General features: G+C 63.0%; 16 protein-coding genes. 5 read left to right on the top strand and 11 right to left on the bottom strand.

Features of this window, described 5'->3' with window-relative positions; all coding sequences use genetic code 11:
• Positions 1 to 3: 3 nt before the first annotated feature.
• From AYK65_RS22620 to AYK65_RS22610, 3 genes are read right to left on the bottom strand one after another with little or no spacing between them, the layout of a single operon-like run.
• Entirely contained in the window at positions 4 to 2,160 is a 2,157-nt protein-coding gene (locus AYK65_RS22620; protein ID WP_081160963.1) for a xanthine dehydrogenase family protein molybdopterin-binding subunit, read from the bottom strand.
• The gene (locus AYK65_RS22615) at positions 2,157 to 3,161 is read right to left on the bottom strand and encodes an FAD binding domain-containing protein (protein ID WP_026614086.1); all 1,005 of its coding nucleotides are present in this window, start codon (positions 3,159 to 3,161) and stop codon (positions 2,157 to 2,159) included. Before AYK65_RS22615 ends, AYK65_RS22620 begins: the two co-directional genes overlap by 4 nt.
• Before the next feature lies 1 nt (position 3,162).
• Positions 3,163 to 3,828, bottom strand: coding sequence for a (2Fe-2S)-binding protein (locus AYK65_RS22610; protein WP_026614087.1), 666 nt, complete (start codon positions 3,826 to 3,828; stop codon positions 3,163 to 3,165).
• 286 nt (positions 3,829 to 4,114) lie between these two features.
• On the opposite strand from AYK65_RS22610, the gene AYK65_RS22605 reads away from it, so the two are divergent.
• Positions 4,115 to 5,050 carry an AraC family transcriptional regulator gene (locus AYK65_RS22605; protein WP_051440440.1) on the top strand — a complete coding sequence of 312 codons (936 nt, stop codon included), beginning with the start codon at positions 4,115 to 4,117 and terminating at the stop codon, positions 5,048 to 5,050.
• Positions 5,051 to 5,270: 220 nt separating this feature from the next.
• Here the strand turns inward: AYK65_RS22605 and AYK65_RS22600 are convergent, their stop codons facing one another.
• The gene (locus AYK65_RS22600; protein WP_026614088.1) at positions 5,271 to 6,167 is read right to left on the bottom strand and encodes a LysR family transcriptional regulator; all 897 of its coding nucleotides are present in this window, start codon (positions 6,165 to 6,167) and stop codon (positions 5,271 to 5,273) included.
• A gap of 115 nt (positions 6,168 to 6,282) precedes the next feature.
• Here AYK65_RS22600 and AYK65_RS22595 point away from each other — a divergent pair, with 115 nt between their 5' ends.
• Positions 6,283 to 7,023, top strand: a complete 741-nt coding sequence (locus AYK65_RS22595; RefSeq protein ID WP_081160959.1) for an SDR family oxidoreductase — start codon at positions 6,283 to 6,285, stop codon at positions 7,021 to 7,023.
• Positions 7,024 to 7,089: 66 nt separating this feature from the next.
• Positions 7,090 to 7,995: an SDR family oxidoreductase gene (locus AYK65_RS22590; protein ID WP_046117797.1), complete on the top strand. Its 906-nt coding sequence runs from the start codon at positions 7,090 to 7,092 to the stop codon at positions 7,993 to 7,995.
• Between the two features lie 245 nt (positions 7,996 to 8,240).
• On the opposite strand, the gene rnk is transcribed toward AYK65_RS22590, so the two are convergent.
• The 4 genes from rnk to AYK65_RS22570 form a co-directional block, all read right to left on the bottom strand.
• A complete protein-coding gene (rnk, locus tag AYK65_RS22585; protein WP_081160957.1) occupies positions 8,241 to 8,714 on the bottom strand; it encodes a nucleoside diphosphate kinase regulator in 474 nt (157 codons plus the stop codon).
• Positions 8,715 to 8,739: 25 nt separating this feature from the next.
• Positions 8,740 to 9,240, bottom strand: a complete 501-nt coding sequence (locus tag AYK65_RS22580) for a PTS sugar transporter subunit IIA (protein ID WP_139793319.1) — start codon at positions 9,238 to 9,240, stop codon at positions 8,740 to 8,742.
• A 339-nt stretch (positions 9,241 to 9,579) separates the two neighbouring features.
• Complete coding sequence (locus tag AYK65_RS22575) at positions 9,580 to 10,536, bottom strand: asparaginase (protein WP_081160954.1); 957 nt, start codon at positions 10,534 to 10,536, stop codon at positions 9,580 to 9,582.
• Positions 10,537 to 10,540: 4 nt separating this feature from the next.
• The gene (locus tag AYK65_RS22570) at positions 10,541 to 12,007 is read right to left on the bottom strand and encodes an amino acid permease (RefSeq protein ID WP_026614093.1); all 1,467 of its coding nucleotides are present in this window, start codon (positions 12,005 to 12,007) and stop codon (positions 10,541 to 10,543) included.
• Between the two features lie 222 nt (positions 12,008 to 12,229).
• Between AYK65_RS22570 and AYK65_RS22565 the strand changes: the two genes are divergently transcribed.
• On the top strand, positions 12,230 to 13,639 hold the full coding sequence (locus tag AYK65_RS22565) for an aspartate ammonia-lyase (RefSeq protein WP_034885096.1): 1,410 nt from the start codon (positions 12,230 to 12,232) through the stop codon (positions 13,637 to 13,639).
• Between the two features lie 65 nt (positions 13,640 to 13,704).
• Here AYK65_RS22565 and AYK65_RS22560 read toward each other — a convergent pair whose 3' ends face one another.
• The 3 genes from AYK65_RS22560 to AYK65_RS22545 all read right to left on the bottom strand — a co-directional run bounded on the left by AYK65_RS22560 (position 13,705) and on the right by AYK65_RS22545 (position 16,150).
• Positions 13,705 to 14,412 carry a FadR/GntR family transcriptional regulator gene (locus AYK65_RS22560; RefSeq protein WP_081160952.1) on the bottom strand — a complete coding sequence of 236 codons (708 nt, stop codon included), beginning with the start codon at positions 14,410 to 14,412 and terminating at the stop codon, positions 13,705 to 13,707.
• 454 nt (positions 14,413 to 14,866) lie between these two features.
• Positions 14,867 to 15,637, bottom strand: coding sequence for an SDR family NAD(P)-dependent oxidoreductase (locus AYK65_RS22550; protein ID WP_081160946.1), 771 nt, complete (start codon positions 15,635 to 15,637; stop codon positions 14,867 to 14,869).
• Between the two features lie 57 nt (positions 15,638 to 15,694).
• A complete protein-coding gene (locus AYK65_RS22545) occupies positions 15,695 to 16,150 on the bottom strand; it encodes an MFS transporter (RefSeq protein WP_275531689.1) in 456 nt (151 codons plus the stop codon).
• Positions 16,151 to 16,158: 8 nt separating this feature from the next.
• Between AYK65_RS22545 and AYK65_RS22540 the strand changes: the two genes are divergently transcribed.
• On the top strand, positions 16,159 to 16,959 hold the full coding sequence (locus AYK65_RS22540) for a substrate binding domain-containing protein (protein WP_244560090.1): 801 nt from the start codon (positions 16,159 to 16,161) through the stop codon (positions 16,957 to 16,959).
• Positions 16,960 to 16,966: the final 7 nt, after the last annotated feature.

Below are 16,966 nucleotides of genomic sequence, written 5' to 3'. Positions count from 1 at the left end.
TCCCTAAAGCAGATGCTCGACGCGGATCGGCAGCTCGCGTACCCGCTTCCCAGTTGCATGAAAGACGGCATTGGCGACGGCAGCCGAAATGCCGACCATCGAAACCTGACCGAGCCCTTTGACGCCGACCGCGTTCGCCAGGGGATCGGGCTGGTCGACCAGGCCGATCTCGATCTCGCCGATGTCGGCGTTCACGGGCACGACGTAATCTGCCAGGTCTACGTTGAGATATCCGCCGTAGCGCGGGTCGATCTCGGTCGCTTCGCGTAAAGCGTGGCTCAGGCCCCAGATCACGCCGCCATACACCTGGCTCTCGGCGGTGCGCGGGCTCACGACGCGCCCGCAATCGGCAATGCTCACCACGCGCGGGACGCGGATCCGCCTGGTGCCCGGCTCGATACGCACCTCCACGAAGTGCGCGCTATAGCTGAAGGTCGAGAAGCCTGGATAGACGGATTCCGCGACGGCGAAGCCGCCTTGGCGCAAGGCCTCGAGTGCGGACTGATCCTGCCCCGGCCCGAGCGTGGACACCTCGATCTGCAGAAACGGGCGGCGGATCGCGGCGAGCTTTCGGTGGAGGTTGCCGGAAACCTGGCGGCCTCCCAGCAGTTCCGCGAACGCGGATCGCATGCGCTCGGCCGCCTGCATTGCCGCCGGGACCACGCTGTTGGTGCCCCAGGAGCCGGCGGTCATGTGCTGCGGTGCAACCCGGGTGTCGCCGATCGCGACCTCCAACCCGTCTGGATCGATATCGAGACCTTCGAGCAGCACGGCGGCGATGGCGGTGTGCATGCCCTGACCCATTTCGTGACCGGAGATGGCGAAGCGCGTGCGGCCCCGCGCGTCGATCCGCAACGTCGCAATGGCCGGTGTCGTCGCCGACTGGTAGATGCCGCACGCCATGCCCCATCCGATCTGACTCCCATCGGGCGCCGTAATAGAGCCGGGCTCGGGCGAACGGCGCGACCACCCGAAGCGCCGCGCTCCTTCCCTCAGGCATTCGTTCAGGAATCGTGAGGATAGGGGCTGGCCATTCTGCGGATCGACGCGCGTATCGTTCGCCAGGCGGAGCTCGACCGGATCGCGGCCCGATTTGTAGGCGAGCTCGTCAAGGGCGCTCTCGAAGGCGAAGCAGGCAGGCTGGGGATGCGTCCCGCGCATGTAGCCAGGGTCTTGGCGATCAAGCCGGATATCGGCACCGGTCCCGAGATAGTTCTGAACGCCGTACATCCGGATCACGTCCCGGTGGTATTCAGATACGGCGAAATAACCGCCGGGCGATTGCTCCTGCTCGACATGATGCTGCACGGCCACGATCTTGCCGGCCGCGTCCGCGCCGATCTGGATACGGTGCCGCGTACGAGTCCTATAGGTAGCGGTATGGAAGATCTGACCGCGTGGCTGTACCAGCTTCACCGGCCGTCCGCTCAAGATCGCGGCACGCGCGACGAGCGCCGTCTGACGTTGCACGGCCTTCTGCCCGAAGCTGCCGCCGATGGTCGCGCCTCTCACGTGCACCCGGGCGGGATCGATCCGCAGCGCGCCTGCCACCGCGCCTTTGACGAGAGAGCTGGCCTGGGTGGATTCATGGATCAACAGCTGGCCGTCCTCCCAAACCGCAACAGTGGCGATCAATTCGAGAGGGTTGTGATGCTGCGTGGGGGAGTCGTAGATCGCCTCGACCGTGGAGGCGGCGAATGAGAGCGCCGTCGGAACGTCGCCGAACGCGACGTCTTCCGCCGGTTGGCGCTGTGCGCCGGCGCTCTCCATCACGCATGCGAACGGCTCAGACGCGAAGGTGGGACGGATCGTCTCGGCCCCTTCGATAGCAGCTTCCAGGGTTTCAGCGATGACCAGGGCGAGTGGCTGACCGCGGTAAGCGATCGTCGTTTCCAGCGTAGGGGGCGGAGGCGGCGGACCATCTTCGGTGAACGGTGGCGGTGCAGGAAAATCGTCGGGTGTAAGCACTCGTACGACGCCCGGTACGCGCAGCGCCGCTTCGACGGGAAGCGCTGTCATCGTGCCTTTGGCGATTGCGGATGGCACCGTCATCGCATAGAGCAATCGGGGAAGAGTCAGGTCGGCGGCAGAGCGGGCCTCTCCCCGCACCTTGGCGAGAGCATCGACGCGAGCGCGATCGGAAAACGGGCCGACGCTCATGTGCGGCTCCTGTCGGCGGCAATGCGAAGCGCATCGGCGATGGTGCGAGCGCCGAGCTCGACCTTGAAGCCGTTATGCCGTCCCGGCCGCGCATCGCGGAAGGCCGCCCGGCCAGCGGCGAGCGCGAGTTCCGGGGTCAGCCGCTGGCCTGCCAGCACCTCTTCGGCCTCGGGCGCCCGCCAGGGGCGCGTTGCCACGCCGCCTAACGCGATCCGGGCCCGCTCCACGCGATCATCGTTCATTTCCAGCGCCACCGCAGCCGAGGTAAGCGCGAAGGCATAGGATTCGCGGTCCCGGATCTTGTGATAGGTCGAGCGGCGGCCGGCCAGGGTCTTCGGCACGACGATCGCGGTGATCATCTCGCCAGGATCGAGGGTGAACTCAACGTGCGGCGTCGTATCCGGAAGACGGTAGAGATCCGCGACCGGCATCGAACGCGTTCCGTTCGGTCCGAGCACCTCGATGGAGGCATCCATCGCGACCAGTGCGACCGGCCAGTCGCCGGGCGAGACGGCTGTGCAGGTGTCGCTGGTTCCGAGCACGGCCTGGCCACGGTCGAGGCCGCCGATTGCGGCGCAGCCGCTGCCCGGTTCGCGCTTATTGCAGGGGTAGATGCCACCTGCACCGTTGCGAAAGTACATGCAGCGCGTACGTTGGAGGAGATTGCCGCCGACCGTGGCCATGTTGCGCAGCTGTTGCGAGGCCGCTTTCCATAGGGATTCCGCCAACACCGGATAGTCGCGCGCAACAACGGGATCGGTCGCGACCGCGCTCATCGCCGCGTTCGCCTCGAAGCGCAGCCTGTCGCCATCCGTCTCGATCCGGTTGAAGCCTTCGATCGCGGACACATCGATCAGATGGCGTGGTCGTTCGATGTTGAGCTTCATCAGGTCGTAGAGCGTCGTTCCGCCGGCAATAAAGCGCGCGCCTTCACCGGCTTGAGCGAATGCGCCGACTGCCTCCTGAGGCGTTGCCGGACGAATGTAGCTGAAAGGCTGCATCTCATCCCCTCCGCATCTTGGCAGCGGCATCCTCGATCGCGGCGACGATGCCGACATAGGCGCCGCAGCGGCAGATGTTGCCGCTCATATATTCGCGAATGCGCTCCTTCGAGGTGGCATTGCCCTCGCCCACGCACGCAACCGCCGCCATGATCTGCCCGGGAGTGCAGTAGCCGCATTGGAGCGCATCATGATCGATAAACGCCTGCTGCATCGGGTGCAGCGTATCGCCGTCGGAGAGGCCCTCGATCGTGAGCACTTCGCGGCCTTCCACTTTGGCGGCCAGCGTCAGGCAGGAGGCAATGCGGCGTCCATCGACATGCACCGTGCACGCGCCGCACTGCCCATGGTCGCAACCCTTCTTCGCTCCTGTCAGCGCAAGGCGCTCGCGGAGCAGGTCGAGAAGCGAGGTCCGGGCATCGATCTCGAGTTCCACGGGCTGCCCATTAATCGTTGTCCGAACCGAGACCGCGTGAGAGGGCGCAACCGGTAAGAGCGTCGGCTGTACGGCCGCCGCGTCAGCGGCCGTCGAGGCGCCAGGCGACATCGACGTCGCAACCATGACAGCTCCACCCTTCAGCGTGTCACGACGGGAAATGACAAACGGCGGGCGCTGGCTCGTGCTGCCGTCCGCCTCGTTTTCTACTGAGATGTCTCTCCCGGTCATGGGCACTCTCCTCTCCACCAGTTGAGATGCTGAAGCCAGGCGACGCGAGCTGCTTTCGTCAGCGGCATGCTGATCCCGGCGTGCCCGTGCCGCAAAGCGCCGCGATGTGTCGGCATTGCCGACGACACCGACGCGATGCTCAGATGCGGGCTGCAAGCGTCCTTTCAATGAGCACCGTTATACCGGATCGCCCGAGCACGAGCTTGCTATGGACTGCCCGAAACTTGCCTTATCCTGCCGCGTAGGGGATATTCGTCTTATCTGCATTAGATCGGGAGGCAGCGTGTTGGACCCGTTGAAACAAGCCGTTCAGGCTTACGCCAGCCGCAATGCCAATTGCGATGGTGTGGCTATGACGCCAGTTCCCGGTCTCATGATGAAGTGCGTCACGTCACCCGGCCGAAATCTGCATGCAGTCTCTCGTCCGATGATTTGTCTTGTCCTGCAGGGCGCGAAGCGAATGCTTGTCGGCAGGGAGGAGCAGGTCTTCTCCGCCGGCCAATCGCTCATCTTGGGCGCAGACCTGCCGACGGTGTCGTGCGTTCTTCGAGCGAATTCGCGCGAACCTTACCTCGCGATCGCTATCGAGCTGGAAATGTCGATCTTGCGCCAGCTTGCGGCTCAGTTGAGCCACGAGCGCCCTCAGGCTCAGCCTCGGGCGCGTACGCTATTTACCGAGGATTCAGAGGTCGCGGCCCTCGACTGCGCATCGCGGCTGACGCGGCTGATCGACAGACCCGAAGCCATACCGCTCCTCCGGCCGGGGATTGTTCAGGAACTGCATTACTGGCTGCTGTCGGGGCAGCATGGTGCCGCCTTGCAGTCGATTGCAGATCCGACCAGCTACGCGAGCCGTCTCGGTGCGGCACTCGCAATTCTTAGAGCCGAGTACCGATCGCGCATACCGGTTGAGCGCCTTGCCGCGGCAGCAGGGATGAGCCTGACCGCCTTTCATCGACACTTTAAGCATATGACCTCGGTGACGCCCGGACAGTACCAAAAGCGCCTTCGCCTCATTGAGGCGCGGCGGCTGATGCTGGAAGAAGGCTACTCTGCGAGCAGCTCCGCGTTTGACGTCGGGTATGAAAGTGTCTCCCAATTTACCCGCGAATACCGCCGCCTGTTCCAGGAACCGCCAAAACGAGATGCCCTTCGAATGCGGTCGAAATCCAGGGAACCCAATGAGCAGGTTGAAGCGAACCGCCATGCTCGCCTAGCCTAACGTGGACCCGCCGATGTGCGCGCTATAGCCCGAATTGCTGCACGACGTTGCGAGAGGTCTTCCGGTACCGTGCCCTATCGTTCTCAATCGCCCGGCGCTGCTATGATGGAGGTGAACGCCCCTTTCTTACCGCGTTGCTTCCAGAGATAGTCAGCATCCTCGCGTCATCTCCGAAAAAGTACCGTCACGCTGTTCTGGGAGGTTCGTGACGATCACCTGGTCAGCCCCGAGTCTGTCTGTATTGCAGCGTCAACCAGTCGAGAAACACACGCAGCCGCGGCGAGAGCTGGCGCGTGTGTGAATAGAGAACATGGACGGGGATCTTCGGTGGCGGAGCATCGGCGAGTACCTCGACCAATGAGCCGTTTGCGACTTCAGATGCAATCCGGTAGCGCGGCACTTGGATGATGCCGAGACCGGCGCAGGCCGAGGCTACGTTGGTCTCGGCGCCGGTAACGGTGATGACGGTCGGCAGGAGCATCTCGCGGACACGGCCATCGATCAGGAATGCCAAGGGAGCGACAGAGGGCATATCCGGCGCGAGCAGGCCGACCATCCGGTGGCCGTTCTCCAGATCCTCCGGCGTTTCCGGCGTTCCGAATATCGCCAAGTAGCTTGGGCTCGCGAACGTCCCGCGCTCGAGTTCCGCAAGTTTGCGCTGGATCAGGCTTGAATCCGATAGCGCTCCCACCCGCACGATGCAGTCGTAACCCTCGCGCACAATGTCCATCGGCTGATGCGTCTCGCTGATGTGGAGCCGGATGTCGGGAAATTGCTCCAGAAAATCCGCGAGGCCGGGCAGCAGGAAATAGCGCGCCTGGGTGCCATGCAGATCGACGCGCAGCAACCCCGAGGGTTTTGCCCCGCTGAAGCCCGCTTCGGCGTCCTCGAGATCGCCGATCAGGCGAACGCAGTGCTGGTAATAGGCCTCGCCGTCCAGCGTCGGACGCACCACGCGCGTCGTGCGCTCCAGTAGCCGCACGCCAAGCCGCCGTTCCAGGAGCTTAACCGCATCCGTCACTGTGGAGCGCGGCACGCCCAAGTCTTCCGCTGCCAGCGAGAAGCTGCGCCTCTCGGCTACGCGAGTGAAGATGCGCATGGCATCGAACCGATCCATTGTTCGCGATCTCCGGATGATGATGGCGGACAATGAATGATTATCTGGGGGATGCAAAGGTCCATCTTGTTCGCATCGAAACGCGCTGCGGCGCATCATCTGAAGGAGAACGAAAATGGCAAATGACGAAAACAAGGTCGCAATCGTCACCGGCGGCTCGCGCGGCATCGGCGCGGCGATCGCCGGTCGCCTTGCGGGAGACGGCTTCACTGTCGTCGTCAACTATGCCGGCAGCGCCAAGGCTGCGGAAGAATTGGTCGACAGCATCGAGCATGCCGGCGGCCGGGCGCTCGCAGCCCAGGCCGATGTCAGCGACGCAGCCGCCGTCGCCCGCATGTTCGATAGGACGGAAGCTGCGCTCGGCGGGGTCGATGTACTGGTCAACAATGCCGGCATCATGAAGGTCGCAACGATCGCCGATGGCGACGAAGCCTTCGTCGACAACCAGATCGCCATCAACCTCAAGGGCAGCATCAACACGATGCGCGAGGCCGCCAAGCGGCTGCGCGCCGGCGGTCGCATCATCAATCTCTCCTCCAGCGTCGTCGGTCTCTATCAGCCGACCTATGGCGTCTACGCGGCCACCAAGGCTGGTATCGAGGCGATGACGCATGTGCTTTCCAGGGAACTGCGCGGCCGCAACATAACGGTCAACGCCGTGGCGCCGGGCCCCACCGCGACAGCCCTCTTCCTCGACGGCAAGCCCCAGGCTGTCATCGACAACCTCAGCAAGCTGGCTCCGCTGGAGCGCCTCGGCCAGCCCGAAGACATCGCCAACACGGTGGCCTTCCTTGCCGGACCGGACGGCGCCTGGATCAACGGTCAGGTGCTGCGCGCCAATGGCGGGATCATCTGATCCCTCCTTCCACTCCACAGACCACGACAACCGCAACCTGAAAAACGCAATGAAAGGATGCGTCTCATGAGCAAGAAAATCGCCCTCGTCACCGGCTCGTCCAGCGGCTTCGGCCGGCTGATCTCCGAAGCGCTCGCCCGCGCCGGCCATGTCGTCTACGCCTCGATGCGCGATGTCGCAGGCCGCAATGCCAAAAACGCCGCCGAGATGGCTGAATTGTCTGGCCAGGAAGACATCGACCTCCGCCCGATTGAGCTGGACGTCCAGTCGGAACCCTCCGTCAATTCGGCTGTCGAAAAGATCATTGCCGAGGCCGGGCGGATCGACGTCGTCGTCCATAATGCGGGCCACATGATGTTCGGACCGGCGGAAGCCTTCACGCCCGATCAGTTCGCCCAGCAGTACGACGTCAACGTGCTCGGCACGCAGCGGGTGAACCGCGCCGTCCTGCCGCATATGCGCAGGCGTTACGAGGGACTGCTGGTCTGGGTGTCGAGTTCGAGTTCGGCCGGCGGCACGCCGCCATATCTCTCGCCCTACTTCGCTGCCAAGGCGGCAATGGATTCGCTGGCCGTACAATATGCCCGCGAACTTGCCCGCTGGGGCATAGAGACGACGATCGTCGTTCCCGGCGCCTTCACCAAGGGCACCAACCACTTCGCCCATTCGGGCAGCCCGGCCGATCAGGCCCGGCTCGCCGAATATGAAGCCGACGGGCCCTATGTAGGCTTCGGCGAAACGGTTCGGAATGCCTTTGCAGCCATCGTCCCCGATGATGCTGATCCCGCTCCGGTCGCCGACATGATCGTCGATGTGGTCAATGCGCCCTTTGGCGAACGCCCGTTCCGCATCCATTACGACCCGACGGAAGACGGCGCGAATATCGGCTTCAGCGTTCTCGATCGCTTGCGTGCCGAGATGTTACACCGTGTCGGTCTCGGCGATCTCCTCAAGCCGGCAAGGAAGGCGTGATCGGTTCATGGCTCGCGGGGGGTATCCAAGCTGCCCGCGAGCTCAAGCATTCGCGAGCGAAGCGTTTCGCCAGATCGATGAAGGCTCGCAGCTCTGCCGGCACGCGGCGGCCGCTGTAGTAGAGGCGCAGGCGCTCATGGGGCGGGTCCAGTCGTCTGCAAACAGGACCGCCCTATTTGCCGGTCACGCCGGCGACCGGGGCAACGGTTGTAGAGCGCCGGCCGCTCGTGGAAAGGGTCCGATCGTCAGCGAAGATCGTTCTCCGCTTTATGCAAGAAGCCTTGGCGACTCGGAGGAGCGGAAACGTTCGCTTCCGCTCGATGTACGGTAACTGCCAACACCGTCAGCTTGTGCTGCGCGTCGTCCCGTGCGGTCCAGCCCATCGTCTGACCGGCGGACAAGCCGAGAAGGGCAGTTCCGATGGGGGTCAGGATGGATATCTTTCCTTCGGAGATATCGGCGTCTTTCGGGAACACAAGCGTCACAGTTCGCCGATCTCCGGTGTCGGTTTCATACTCCACCGTCGATCCCATTCGGACGACATTCCCAGGCACGGCAGCGTCGGAAACCACGCGTGCGCGTTCGAGCTCAAGCAAGAGACCATCGGAAATCTCGGGAAGGCGATCAGCCGCGGCGAGCGCAAGCTTGTTCAATCGCTGGTGATCCGTCTCGCCAATCACGATCGACGGCTTTCGTGGTGTCTGGGTGTGCTTCTTCATTCTTTGCGTCCTCCTCTGGTTCACCTTACCGCCACCCTTCGAGCGCCGTTGGTCCGCGTTGGGATCGCGTCGATCGACCGGCCTCGCTTTCGAGGATCGCCATCACCTCCTCGGGTGACTGGGCCAGCCGGAGACCCTCCCGGATCAGCGGCGCCCGCACGAGCCGAAACAGTTGCGAAAGCGCGGGCAGGGAGGTGCGAGCCTCGGAGCGCGGCCAAAGCAGGGTAAAGACGAGATCGACGGGATCGAGGTCGGTGCTTTTGAAATCTATCGGAGGAGCTAGTCGCGTAAACGACGCCACGGGCGACGAGATCGAGCGTAGCAACGCGTGCGGGACGGCGATGCCACGACCAATGGCGGTCGAGCCGAGTCTCTCGCGCCGCCAAATGCCGCGAAGAACCTCCCGATCATCAAGCCCGGTTCTCCGCGCAATTTTTACAGCGATCTTGGACAGCGCCGAGTGCTTTCCCTTGGTCGCAAGGTCAAGTGTAATATCTTCCTGCGACAGGTTTCTGAAGATCATCATGGTCGCCTCTTAGCCGAATACGCGCGAGTGCGAGCGAAGTGCGTTAGGCACTCCGTCTGCAGTGGTCTCGCATTGAGTGAAAAACTGGCTGACCCGGACGCGAACCCAGTATCGCGTCCGGGCTAGAGGCCTGCTTTGAGGCGTTTCGGCTCTCGCTTTGGCACCAGAATATTCATAATAACTGCAACATGGGGGCGGAATTCTTGAAATCAAGCCTGCAGCTACGAAACTTGCACGGTACCTGGATGTGCGAGTCCCGCGCTCAAGTGTCTCGCGAACCACCACGGCAGTGAGACATGCCGGTGGTATCAAGCATCGACCGCCACCGATATTGGAAACTCACCCGCGGTGGTTTGGGTCGCTGAAGGCGCGCACCATCGTTTCGATTGAGCTTTGGCTTGCGATCAGGCTGGACAAAAGAATCCGCGCCTGGGCGGGGCGAAGCGCATGGGAATGAACCGCCCCGGCCTCGGCTAGGTCGTGCCCGCCGCCTCCGCCGCCATAGCCAGGTGTCAGGAGCCCCATCGGAACGCGGCTGGAGACGACGACGGAAACACCACGCTTCGTGCAGTGCCTGACGGCGTCGACGATGCCGGGATTGGCGTTGCCGGAGCCGAGCGCCGCGAGCACGATCCCATGGGCGCCCGCATCGACACTCGCCTTGATGTGCGTGGCATCGCAGCCGGGATAGATTGCGACGATATCAACGCGAATACTGTCGACCGGTGCCTGCAGGCGCGGACTTTCGACACGCGGCAACGAGCGGGCCGAGCGGAAAGCGTCTGCCTCGTCGCTGCTCTGCTTGTAGAGCCCCCACGCGGGCAGGGCCCGGCCGCCGAAGGCTATGAGCACGCCGCGTTCCGCATTGGCGGGGTCTGCGGCGAGCCGGACGGCGGCGGCGAGGTTTGCGGGGCCGTCCGCATCGGGATGATCCGCTGTGAATTGCGCGCCGGTGAATATTACCGGTTTTAGCGTCGCGTGCTGCAGTTGGACGAGCAGAGCGGTCTCTTCCATCGCGTCCGTGCCATGCAGGACCACGATGCCTCGGACATCGGCATCGTCGAGTTCCGCCTTTACGGCATCGCTGATGCGCTGCATGTCCGACAATGTCAGGCTGGCTGAGTCCTTCGACATCAGCTCGACCGGGCGCAGATGCGCATCGGCCTGCGGGAGGAGCTCCAGGAGATCCTCACCGGTAAGCGTGGGGACGCTTGCGCCGTTCGCGCTGCGCTTGCTTGCAATGGTGCCGCCGGTGGCGATGACCGCCACCAACGGCTTCGTCTGGCCCTTGTTCACCGGTTCACTCACCCGAAATGCCGGTCGCAAGGGTGCGTTCAGCAGCGAGATGATTGATGCGATGGCGCAGGAGATACCAGCCGATGGCAAGCGCCGGCGCGATGAGCGCGAGCGACGCAATCGTCCAGGTCCCGACGGGATAATCGAAAGCCATCAGCACCAGCACGCCGAAGAGGAAGAGGAGTGTCAGGAACCCGGTATAGGGCGCGCCGAACATTCGGAAATCCGGACGGGCAAGCTCGCCCCGGCGCGAGAGGTGCCAGAGCTTAAGCTGGCAAAGCACGATGACGCCCCAGGCGCAGATGATGCCGAGCGCCGAAAGGTTAAGCGCGATCTCGAAGGCAGCGGCTGGGACAATTGCGTTCAATGCCACGCCGATCACCGTCACGACGGCGGTTACCGCGATGCCGCCATAGGGGACGCCCGCCTTGTTCATCTTCGCCAGCGCGGCAGGCGCCGAGCCGGAAACGGCCATCGAGTGCAGGATGCGACCGGTGGAATAGAGACCCGCATTGAGCGAGGAAAGCACGGCCGTCAGCACCACCAGGTTCATGATGACGTCGGCACCTTCGACGCCGATCGTTCCGAAGAAGGTAACGAAGGGGCTCTCGCCAGCTTTGTAGGCCGTATAGGGCAAAAGCATGGAAAGCAGCAGGACCGAGCCGACATAGAAGACGATCAAGCGGAAAACGACCGCGCGGATCGCAGCGGGCATGACCTTGCGCGGGTCTTCGGTCTCGCCGGCGGTCGTGCCGATCAGCTCGATCGAGGCATAGGCGAAAACGACGCCTTGGATGATCACGAAGGCTGGCAATATCCCGTTGGGGAAAAGCCCTCCATTGTCGGTGATGATGCTGAAGCCGGCGGAATGACCGTCAATCGGCGTGCCCGAGACGACGAAATAGATGCCCACCACCAGGAAGGTCGCGAGAGCCAACACCTTGATCAGGCTGAACCAGAATTCCAGTTCACCAAAGACCTTGACCGACAAGAGGTTCATCGCCAGCACGATCAGCAGCGCGACGAGGGCGAACATCCACTGATCGATGCCGGCGAGCCACGGCACATAGTGCTTAAAGAAATTCATGTAGAGGGCGACGGCCGTCACGTCCGCCACGGAGGTCATCGCCCAGTTCAGCCAGTACATCCAGCCGGTGACGAAGGCCATCTTCTCCCCATAGAACTCGCGGGCATAGGAGACGAAGGAGCCCGAGCTCGGTCGGTGCATGATGAGTTCGCCGAGCGCGCGCAGGACCAGGAACGCAAAGAAGCCGCAAAGGGCATAGACCAGGATGAGCGCAGGACCGGCGTGGGCGAGACGTCCGCCTGCTCCGAGGAAAAGACCCGTTCCGATCGCCCCTCCGATGGCGATCATCTGGATCTGCCGCGGCTTCAGCGCCTTGTGGTATCCGCTATCCTCTTCGATGAACACCTCGCGGTCCGCGGTGGCTTTGATGGCTTCCGTTGACATGGCTCCTCCCTGTGAGCGCGCTTTCATTTGCGATCCCGACTGCAGCGGCAAAAGGGATCATTCTGTAAAGCTGTTTAACAGATTCATGTTTTCAGTCTTGCCGCATATTGTGCATCGGCTGGTCAGCGATCCTCCGCGCTCCTTCTTGCGACATTTGCGAAAACCTGTCAAACAGCTTTACAGATTAAGCCGCAATCAGTCCAGGAGGAAAATGTGGTCGAGATGCGCGTCGAATATGATCTGCTGGGAGCCAAGGAAGTACCGGCGGAGGTTTATTGGGGTGTTCACACCGCGCGGGCGGTCGAAAATTTTCCAGTCACCGGCACGCCGATCGGGCGCTTTTCGCACCTCGTCCGCGGTCTTGCTTTCGTGAAGGAGGCGGCGGCGCTTGCCAATCATGAGCTTGGTTTTCTAGATGACACGCGCCTCGAAGCCATCGTCCGGGCCTGCCGCGAAATCCGCAGCGGCGCTTTTCACGACCAGTTCGTCGTTGACGTCATTCAGGGCGGGGCGGGCACCTCGACCAACATGAACGCGAACGAGGTGATCGCCAATCGTGCGCTGGAACTGCTCGGCCATCGCAAGGGCGACTACGCTCGCCTGCACCCCAACGATCACGTGAATCTGAGCCAATCGACCAATGATGCCTATCCGACGGCCGTCAATGTCGCGGTGATCGAGGCGATCGACGGCCTTTCCGCCTCGATGGAAGTCCTGCAGGCCTCATTCGAGCGGAAGGCGCGCGAGTTCAACGGCATGCTTAAGGTGGGGCGCACGCAGCTTCAGGACGCTGTACCGATGACGCTCGGCCAGGAATTCCGCACCTTTGCCGTTATGCTCGGCGAGGACAAGGCGCGTCTTCTGGAGTCCACCAAGCTCCTGCACGAGATCAATCTTGGAGCGACCGCCATCGGCACCGGCCTGAACGCGCCCGCCGGATACGCCGCCCGCGCCTGCGCGTATCTCTCGCGCTTGACGGGGCGTCCCCTAGTCACGGCGAGCGACCTGATCGAGGCGACGCAGGATCCCGGCGCGTTCGTCCACCTCTCCGGCGTGCTGAAGCGCGTCGCCGTCAAGCTGTCGAAGATGTGCAACGACCTGCGCCTGCTTTCCTCCGGCCCAAGGGCGGGGATCGGAGAGATCAATTTGCCCGCCGTGCAGGCCGGCTCGAGCATCATGCCCGGCAAGGTCAATCCGGTCATACCGGAAATGGTCAATCAGGTCGCCTTCGCCGTGATCGGCAACGACATGACCATCACCATGGCGGCCGAGGCGGGTCAACTGCAACTCAATGCCTTTGAGCCGATCATTGTTCGTTCGCTCTCCGAGAGCATCAGCCATCTGAACGCCGCTTGCCGCATACTGGCCGAGCGCTGCGTCGACGGCATCAGTGCAAACCCGGAGATCATGGCGCGCCGCGTTGAAGAATCCATTGGCCTCGCCACCGCGCTCAATCCGCTCATCGGTTATTATGCGGCCACCAGGGTGGCGCAGGACGCGCTCGCAACCGGCCGCACGGTCCCGCAAGTAGTGCTCGAACAGGGCCACCTGACGGCGGTGCAGCTGGAGCAGGCGCTCAAGCCCGAGCACTTGGCAAACCTGCCGCCTGAAAGTCTGGCCGCTGAGGCATAGTGCGAGAGCGCCGCTTAGAAGACAGGTAGATGGGGCGGCCTTCATGGGCCGCTCTATCACCGCGGTTACGCCTGATCGCTTCCAATAATCGTGGTGACGACCTGCTTAACCTCGCCCAGATGAGCTTCCATGGCCTTGCGCGCCTTCTCTTCCGAGCCCTCCCGGATCGCGTCGACGATCTGGCGATGCTCCATGTTGGACGCCACGCGCCGCCCTGCCATGAGGTTGACCAGCTCGGACTGCTGCATCAGCGCGTCCCGCGCATCAGCGACGATTTTCGCGAACACGGCATTTCCCGAAGCTTCGGCGATTGCACTATGAAACCCGGAGTCTAAAAGCACCCATTCGTGAGGGTCCGTCTGCCTGTCCATCTCGTCACAGAGGGCGAGCAGAGCCGCCAACTGTTGCTCGCTGCGTCGCAAGGCGGCCCATCCGGCGGCCGGCCCCTCGATGAAGGGGCGTGCCTCTATGAGATCGCGGGCGGAATAGCCGCCGTAGCTGAGGTCGGGGTTTGGCGAGGCGGTCAGGACATAGGTGCCGCTGCCGGTGCGCGTCTGGGTGAGGCCAAGTGTCTGGAGCGATCGCAGCGCTTCGCGGACAATGGGTCGGCTTACCCCATATCTGCCGGCCAGCTGGGCTTCCGAGGGCAATCGGGTGCCGACGGTCAGTCGCCCCGACGTGATGGCCGAGCGGATGTCGTCGAAGATCACTTCCGCCGCGTTTTTCCGACTGATCGGACTTGTATCTGATAGCCAATCAGTCAAAGCGCTCATGCCTCCAAGCTTCCATTAGTGCCCCGATTTGTCAAACAGTTCGGCAGCTTAACACAGGTCTCGTGGATGGCGCCTAAATTCGTTGCGGATCGCGTCGTAACCGCCATGGCCGCCTGGCGCCGGTCCGAACAAGGCGAGGGCATCCGCGTGCACGCCGCGGCGGCCCCTCACACGATCATTATGCCGCTGCAGCAAGCAAACATCGTGAACTCCCGCAGCTTGGCCGGCACGTGGCGGCGGCCGGAATAGTATAGGCACAGGTCCTAATGGGGCGGGGTCTCAGGCATCCGAACCTGGATAAGTTCGCGGTTACCAAGATAAAGGGCCACGGCCTGCTGTGAAGGATAGGCAAGCCCTGCGCCCTTGAGCGCCGCATCCAGCATCTTTCATCGGGAACCAGGCGGCCCGGAAGGATCAGAGGCCGCTCGGCCGATGCGTTGCCTCGCTATATTGCTCACGCCGGGAGAGCCACACCGGAAATCTCCGCGCAGATGGCAAGCAACCGATTCTGAAGGTCCGGATCGCGAGCCTGCGGGTTCGCTGCCCTGTGCTTCATGTGATAGAAATATTCCCCCGTGACATTGGCTTTCGGATCGTCGCCGGCCGCAAGCCAGGCTTGTGTCAGATGCGCCTGCGCCATGTCGTCGGGTGCGCCCGGACCGCCCATCTTGGTCGGCACCCAGCCCGGCTCCAGCGAATTCGAGAATACGTCCGGCCAGCGGCGCGCGATGGCGAAGGCGAGCATGGCATCATGCAGCTTGCTCTCCGCATAGGCCTCCGATCCATTCCACCGGCGCTTCTTCCAGAGCATATCGTCGAGATTGGCGTCGGCATCGTGATGCATGCCGGAAGACAGATAGACGAGCCGTTTGGGACGGTCGATCAGGGCGGTCAGGATGTAGGCAGACAGGGTGTTGATGGCAAAGACATGCGGCAGGCCATCAGAGGTGAGGCGATGGGCTTCGTGGTATCCGACGGCGGCATTGTGGATCACCGCGTCGAACCTCCCGAGTTTGTTGACCTCGGCGGCAACGTCCGTAGCGCCAGCGATAGTTTCGAGGTCGCCGATTACGACGGCCTCGGCCTTCGGCAGAGCGCGGTGGGCATCTCTGGCGCGAGCGGCGTTTCGGGCATGAAGCACGATCTGGTGGCCTTGCTCCGTCAAAAGTTCAGCCGCCATGAGGCCGAGCCCGGTGGACGATCCGGAAATGAAGATGCGGGACATGGGAAATCTCCTTTGTCTGGTCGGCGAGTTCCTCTCGCCAGCATTGTGTAACGATGGTCAGGGTTGTGAAGAGCGGGCAGTCAGGACGAGTGCGGCACCCATGAGAGCGCAGGCTGCGCCGAACAGATAGACGGCTGCGTAGCCGAACTGTCCGGCGATGACACCAGCGACCGGGCCAGAAATGCCATAGGCAATGTCGAGGAAAGCGACGAAGGCACCCATAGCGCTGCCGCGGTTAGCGGGAGGCACCCGCTTCAACGCTTCGACACCAAGAGCGGGAAAGACCAGCGCGCAGCCAAGCCCGGTCACTAGTGCGCCGGCGAGCGCCATCAATTCATTGGGCGCCATCCAGATCACGGCCTGACCGAGTGCCTCGATCACCAACGAACAGAGGGCGACGCGATAGCCGCTCATTCTGTCGGGCAGCGTGCCGAAGACAACGCGCATGAAGATGAAGCCGACGCCGAAGGCGGTCATGACCAGGCCGGCATTGTCCCGGCCGCCTGGAGACACGCCTCGGCGTGCGGCTGCTCGATCGGACGACGCGCTCGGTGACGCTGACCGATGAAGGGCGGCGCTTCTACGAAGAGGTGAAGCCGCACCTGAACGCCATCGAGGATGCCGCCGTGGTCGTAGCCGGCGCGGCGTCAGCGGTGCGCGGCCGACTGAAGGTGAATGTCGATCCGTTCTTTTTGACGCTGGTTCTGGCTGGCCGGCTCGGGGCATTCTGCGAACGCTATCCGGATCTGTCGATCGAGTTCGTCACCAGGGAGCATGTCGGCGATCTCGTCGCGGAAGGCATCGATCTTGCAGTCCGTTTCGGTCAGCCACGCTTTGCCAGCCTGATCGCGCGGAAGCTTATCGAAGCGCCGATCCTGACCGTTGCGTCGCCCCGCTATCTGGAGCGGCACGGCCGTCCGGCGCATCCCCGTGATCTGACCGGCCATCGATGCCTGCAGTTTCTCGATCCCTATACCCGCCGCCCATTCGAGTGGGGGTTCATCCGGGGCGAAGAGGCCATCGATGTTCCGACGACAGGACCGCTGACCTTCACCGACCCGAAGGCGATGCTGGATGAATGTTTGGCGGGAACAGGCGTCGCTCAGGTCATCGGCTGGGGCGTCGGTCAGGCGCTGGCAAGAGGCTCGCTGATCGACCTGTTCCCGGACTGGCATGGTGAGCGCTTTCCGCTGTTTGCGTTCCATCCGTCGCGCAAGCATCCGCCGGCAAAGGTGAGGGCCTTCATAGACTTCTGTGCTGAGATCGCATCAGGGCTGGGGCCTTCGGCATCGAGGATGTCGACCTCGAAAGAAATAGCCTGAATTCATC

Source organism: Ensifer aridi (assembly GCF_002078505.1).
Taxonomy (GTDB): domain Bacteria; phylum Pseudomonadota; class Alphaproteobacteria; order Rhizobiales; family Rhizobiaceae; genus Sinorhizobium; species Sinorhizobium aridi.
This window is presented reverse-complemented; position numbering and strand designations above follow the sequence as displayed.

Coding starts and splice junctions, on each gene's coding strand:
- AYK65_RS22595 (WP_081160959.1), top strand. CDS start 6,283: ATGGCAAATGACGAAAACAAGGTCGCAATCGTCACCGGCGGCTCGCGC.
- AYK65_RS22600 (WP_026614088.1), bottom strand. CDS start 6,167: ATGGATCGGTTCGATGCCATGCGCATCTTCACTCGCGTAGCCGAGAGG.
- AYK65_RS22590 (WP_046117797.1), top strand. CDS start 7,090: ATGAGCAAGAAAATCGCCCTCGTCACCGGCTCGTCCAGCGGCTTCGGC.
- rnk (WP_081160957.1), bottom strand. CDS start 8,714: ATGAAGAAGCACACCCAGACACCACGAAAGCCGTCGATCGTGATTGGC.
- AYK65_RS22560 (WP_081160952.1), bottom strand. CDS start 14,412: ATGAGCGCTTTGACTGATTGGCTATCAGATACAAGTCCGATCAGTCGG.
- AYK65_RS22565 (WP_034885096.1), top strand. CDS start 12,230: ATGCGCGTCGAATATGATCTGCTGGGAGCCAAGGAAGTACCGGCGGAG.
- AYK65_RS22570 (WP_026614093.1), bottom strand. CDS start 12,007: ATGTCAACGGAAGCCATCAAAGCCACCGCGGACCGCGAGGTGTTCATC.
- AYK65_RS22580 (WP_139793319.1), bottom strand. CDS start 9,240: ATGATGATCTTCAGAAACCTGTCGCAGGAAGATATTACACTTGACCTT.
- AYK65_RS22620 (WP_081160963.1), bottom strand. CDS start 2,160: ATGAGCGTCGGCCCGTTTTCCGATCGCGCTCGCGTCGATGCTCTCGCC.
- AYK65_RS22610 (WP_026614087.1), bottom strand. CDS start 3,828: ATGACCGGGAGAGACATCTCAGTAGAAAACGAGGCGGACGGCAGCACG.
- AYK65_RS22550 (WP_081160946.1), bottom strand. CDS start 15,637: ATGTCCCGCATCTTCATTTCCGGATCGTCCACCGGGCTCGGCCTCATG.
- AYK65_RS22615 (WP_026614086.1), bottom strand. CDS start 3,161: ATGCAGCCTTTCAGCTACATTCGTCCGGCAACGCCTCAGGAGGCAGTC.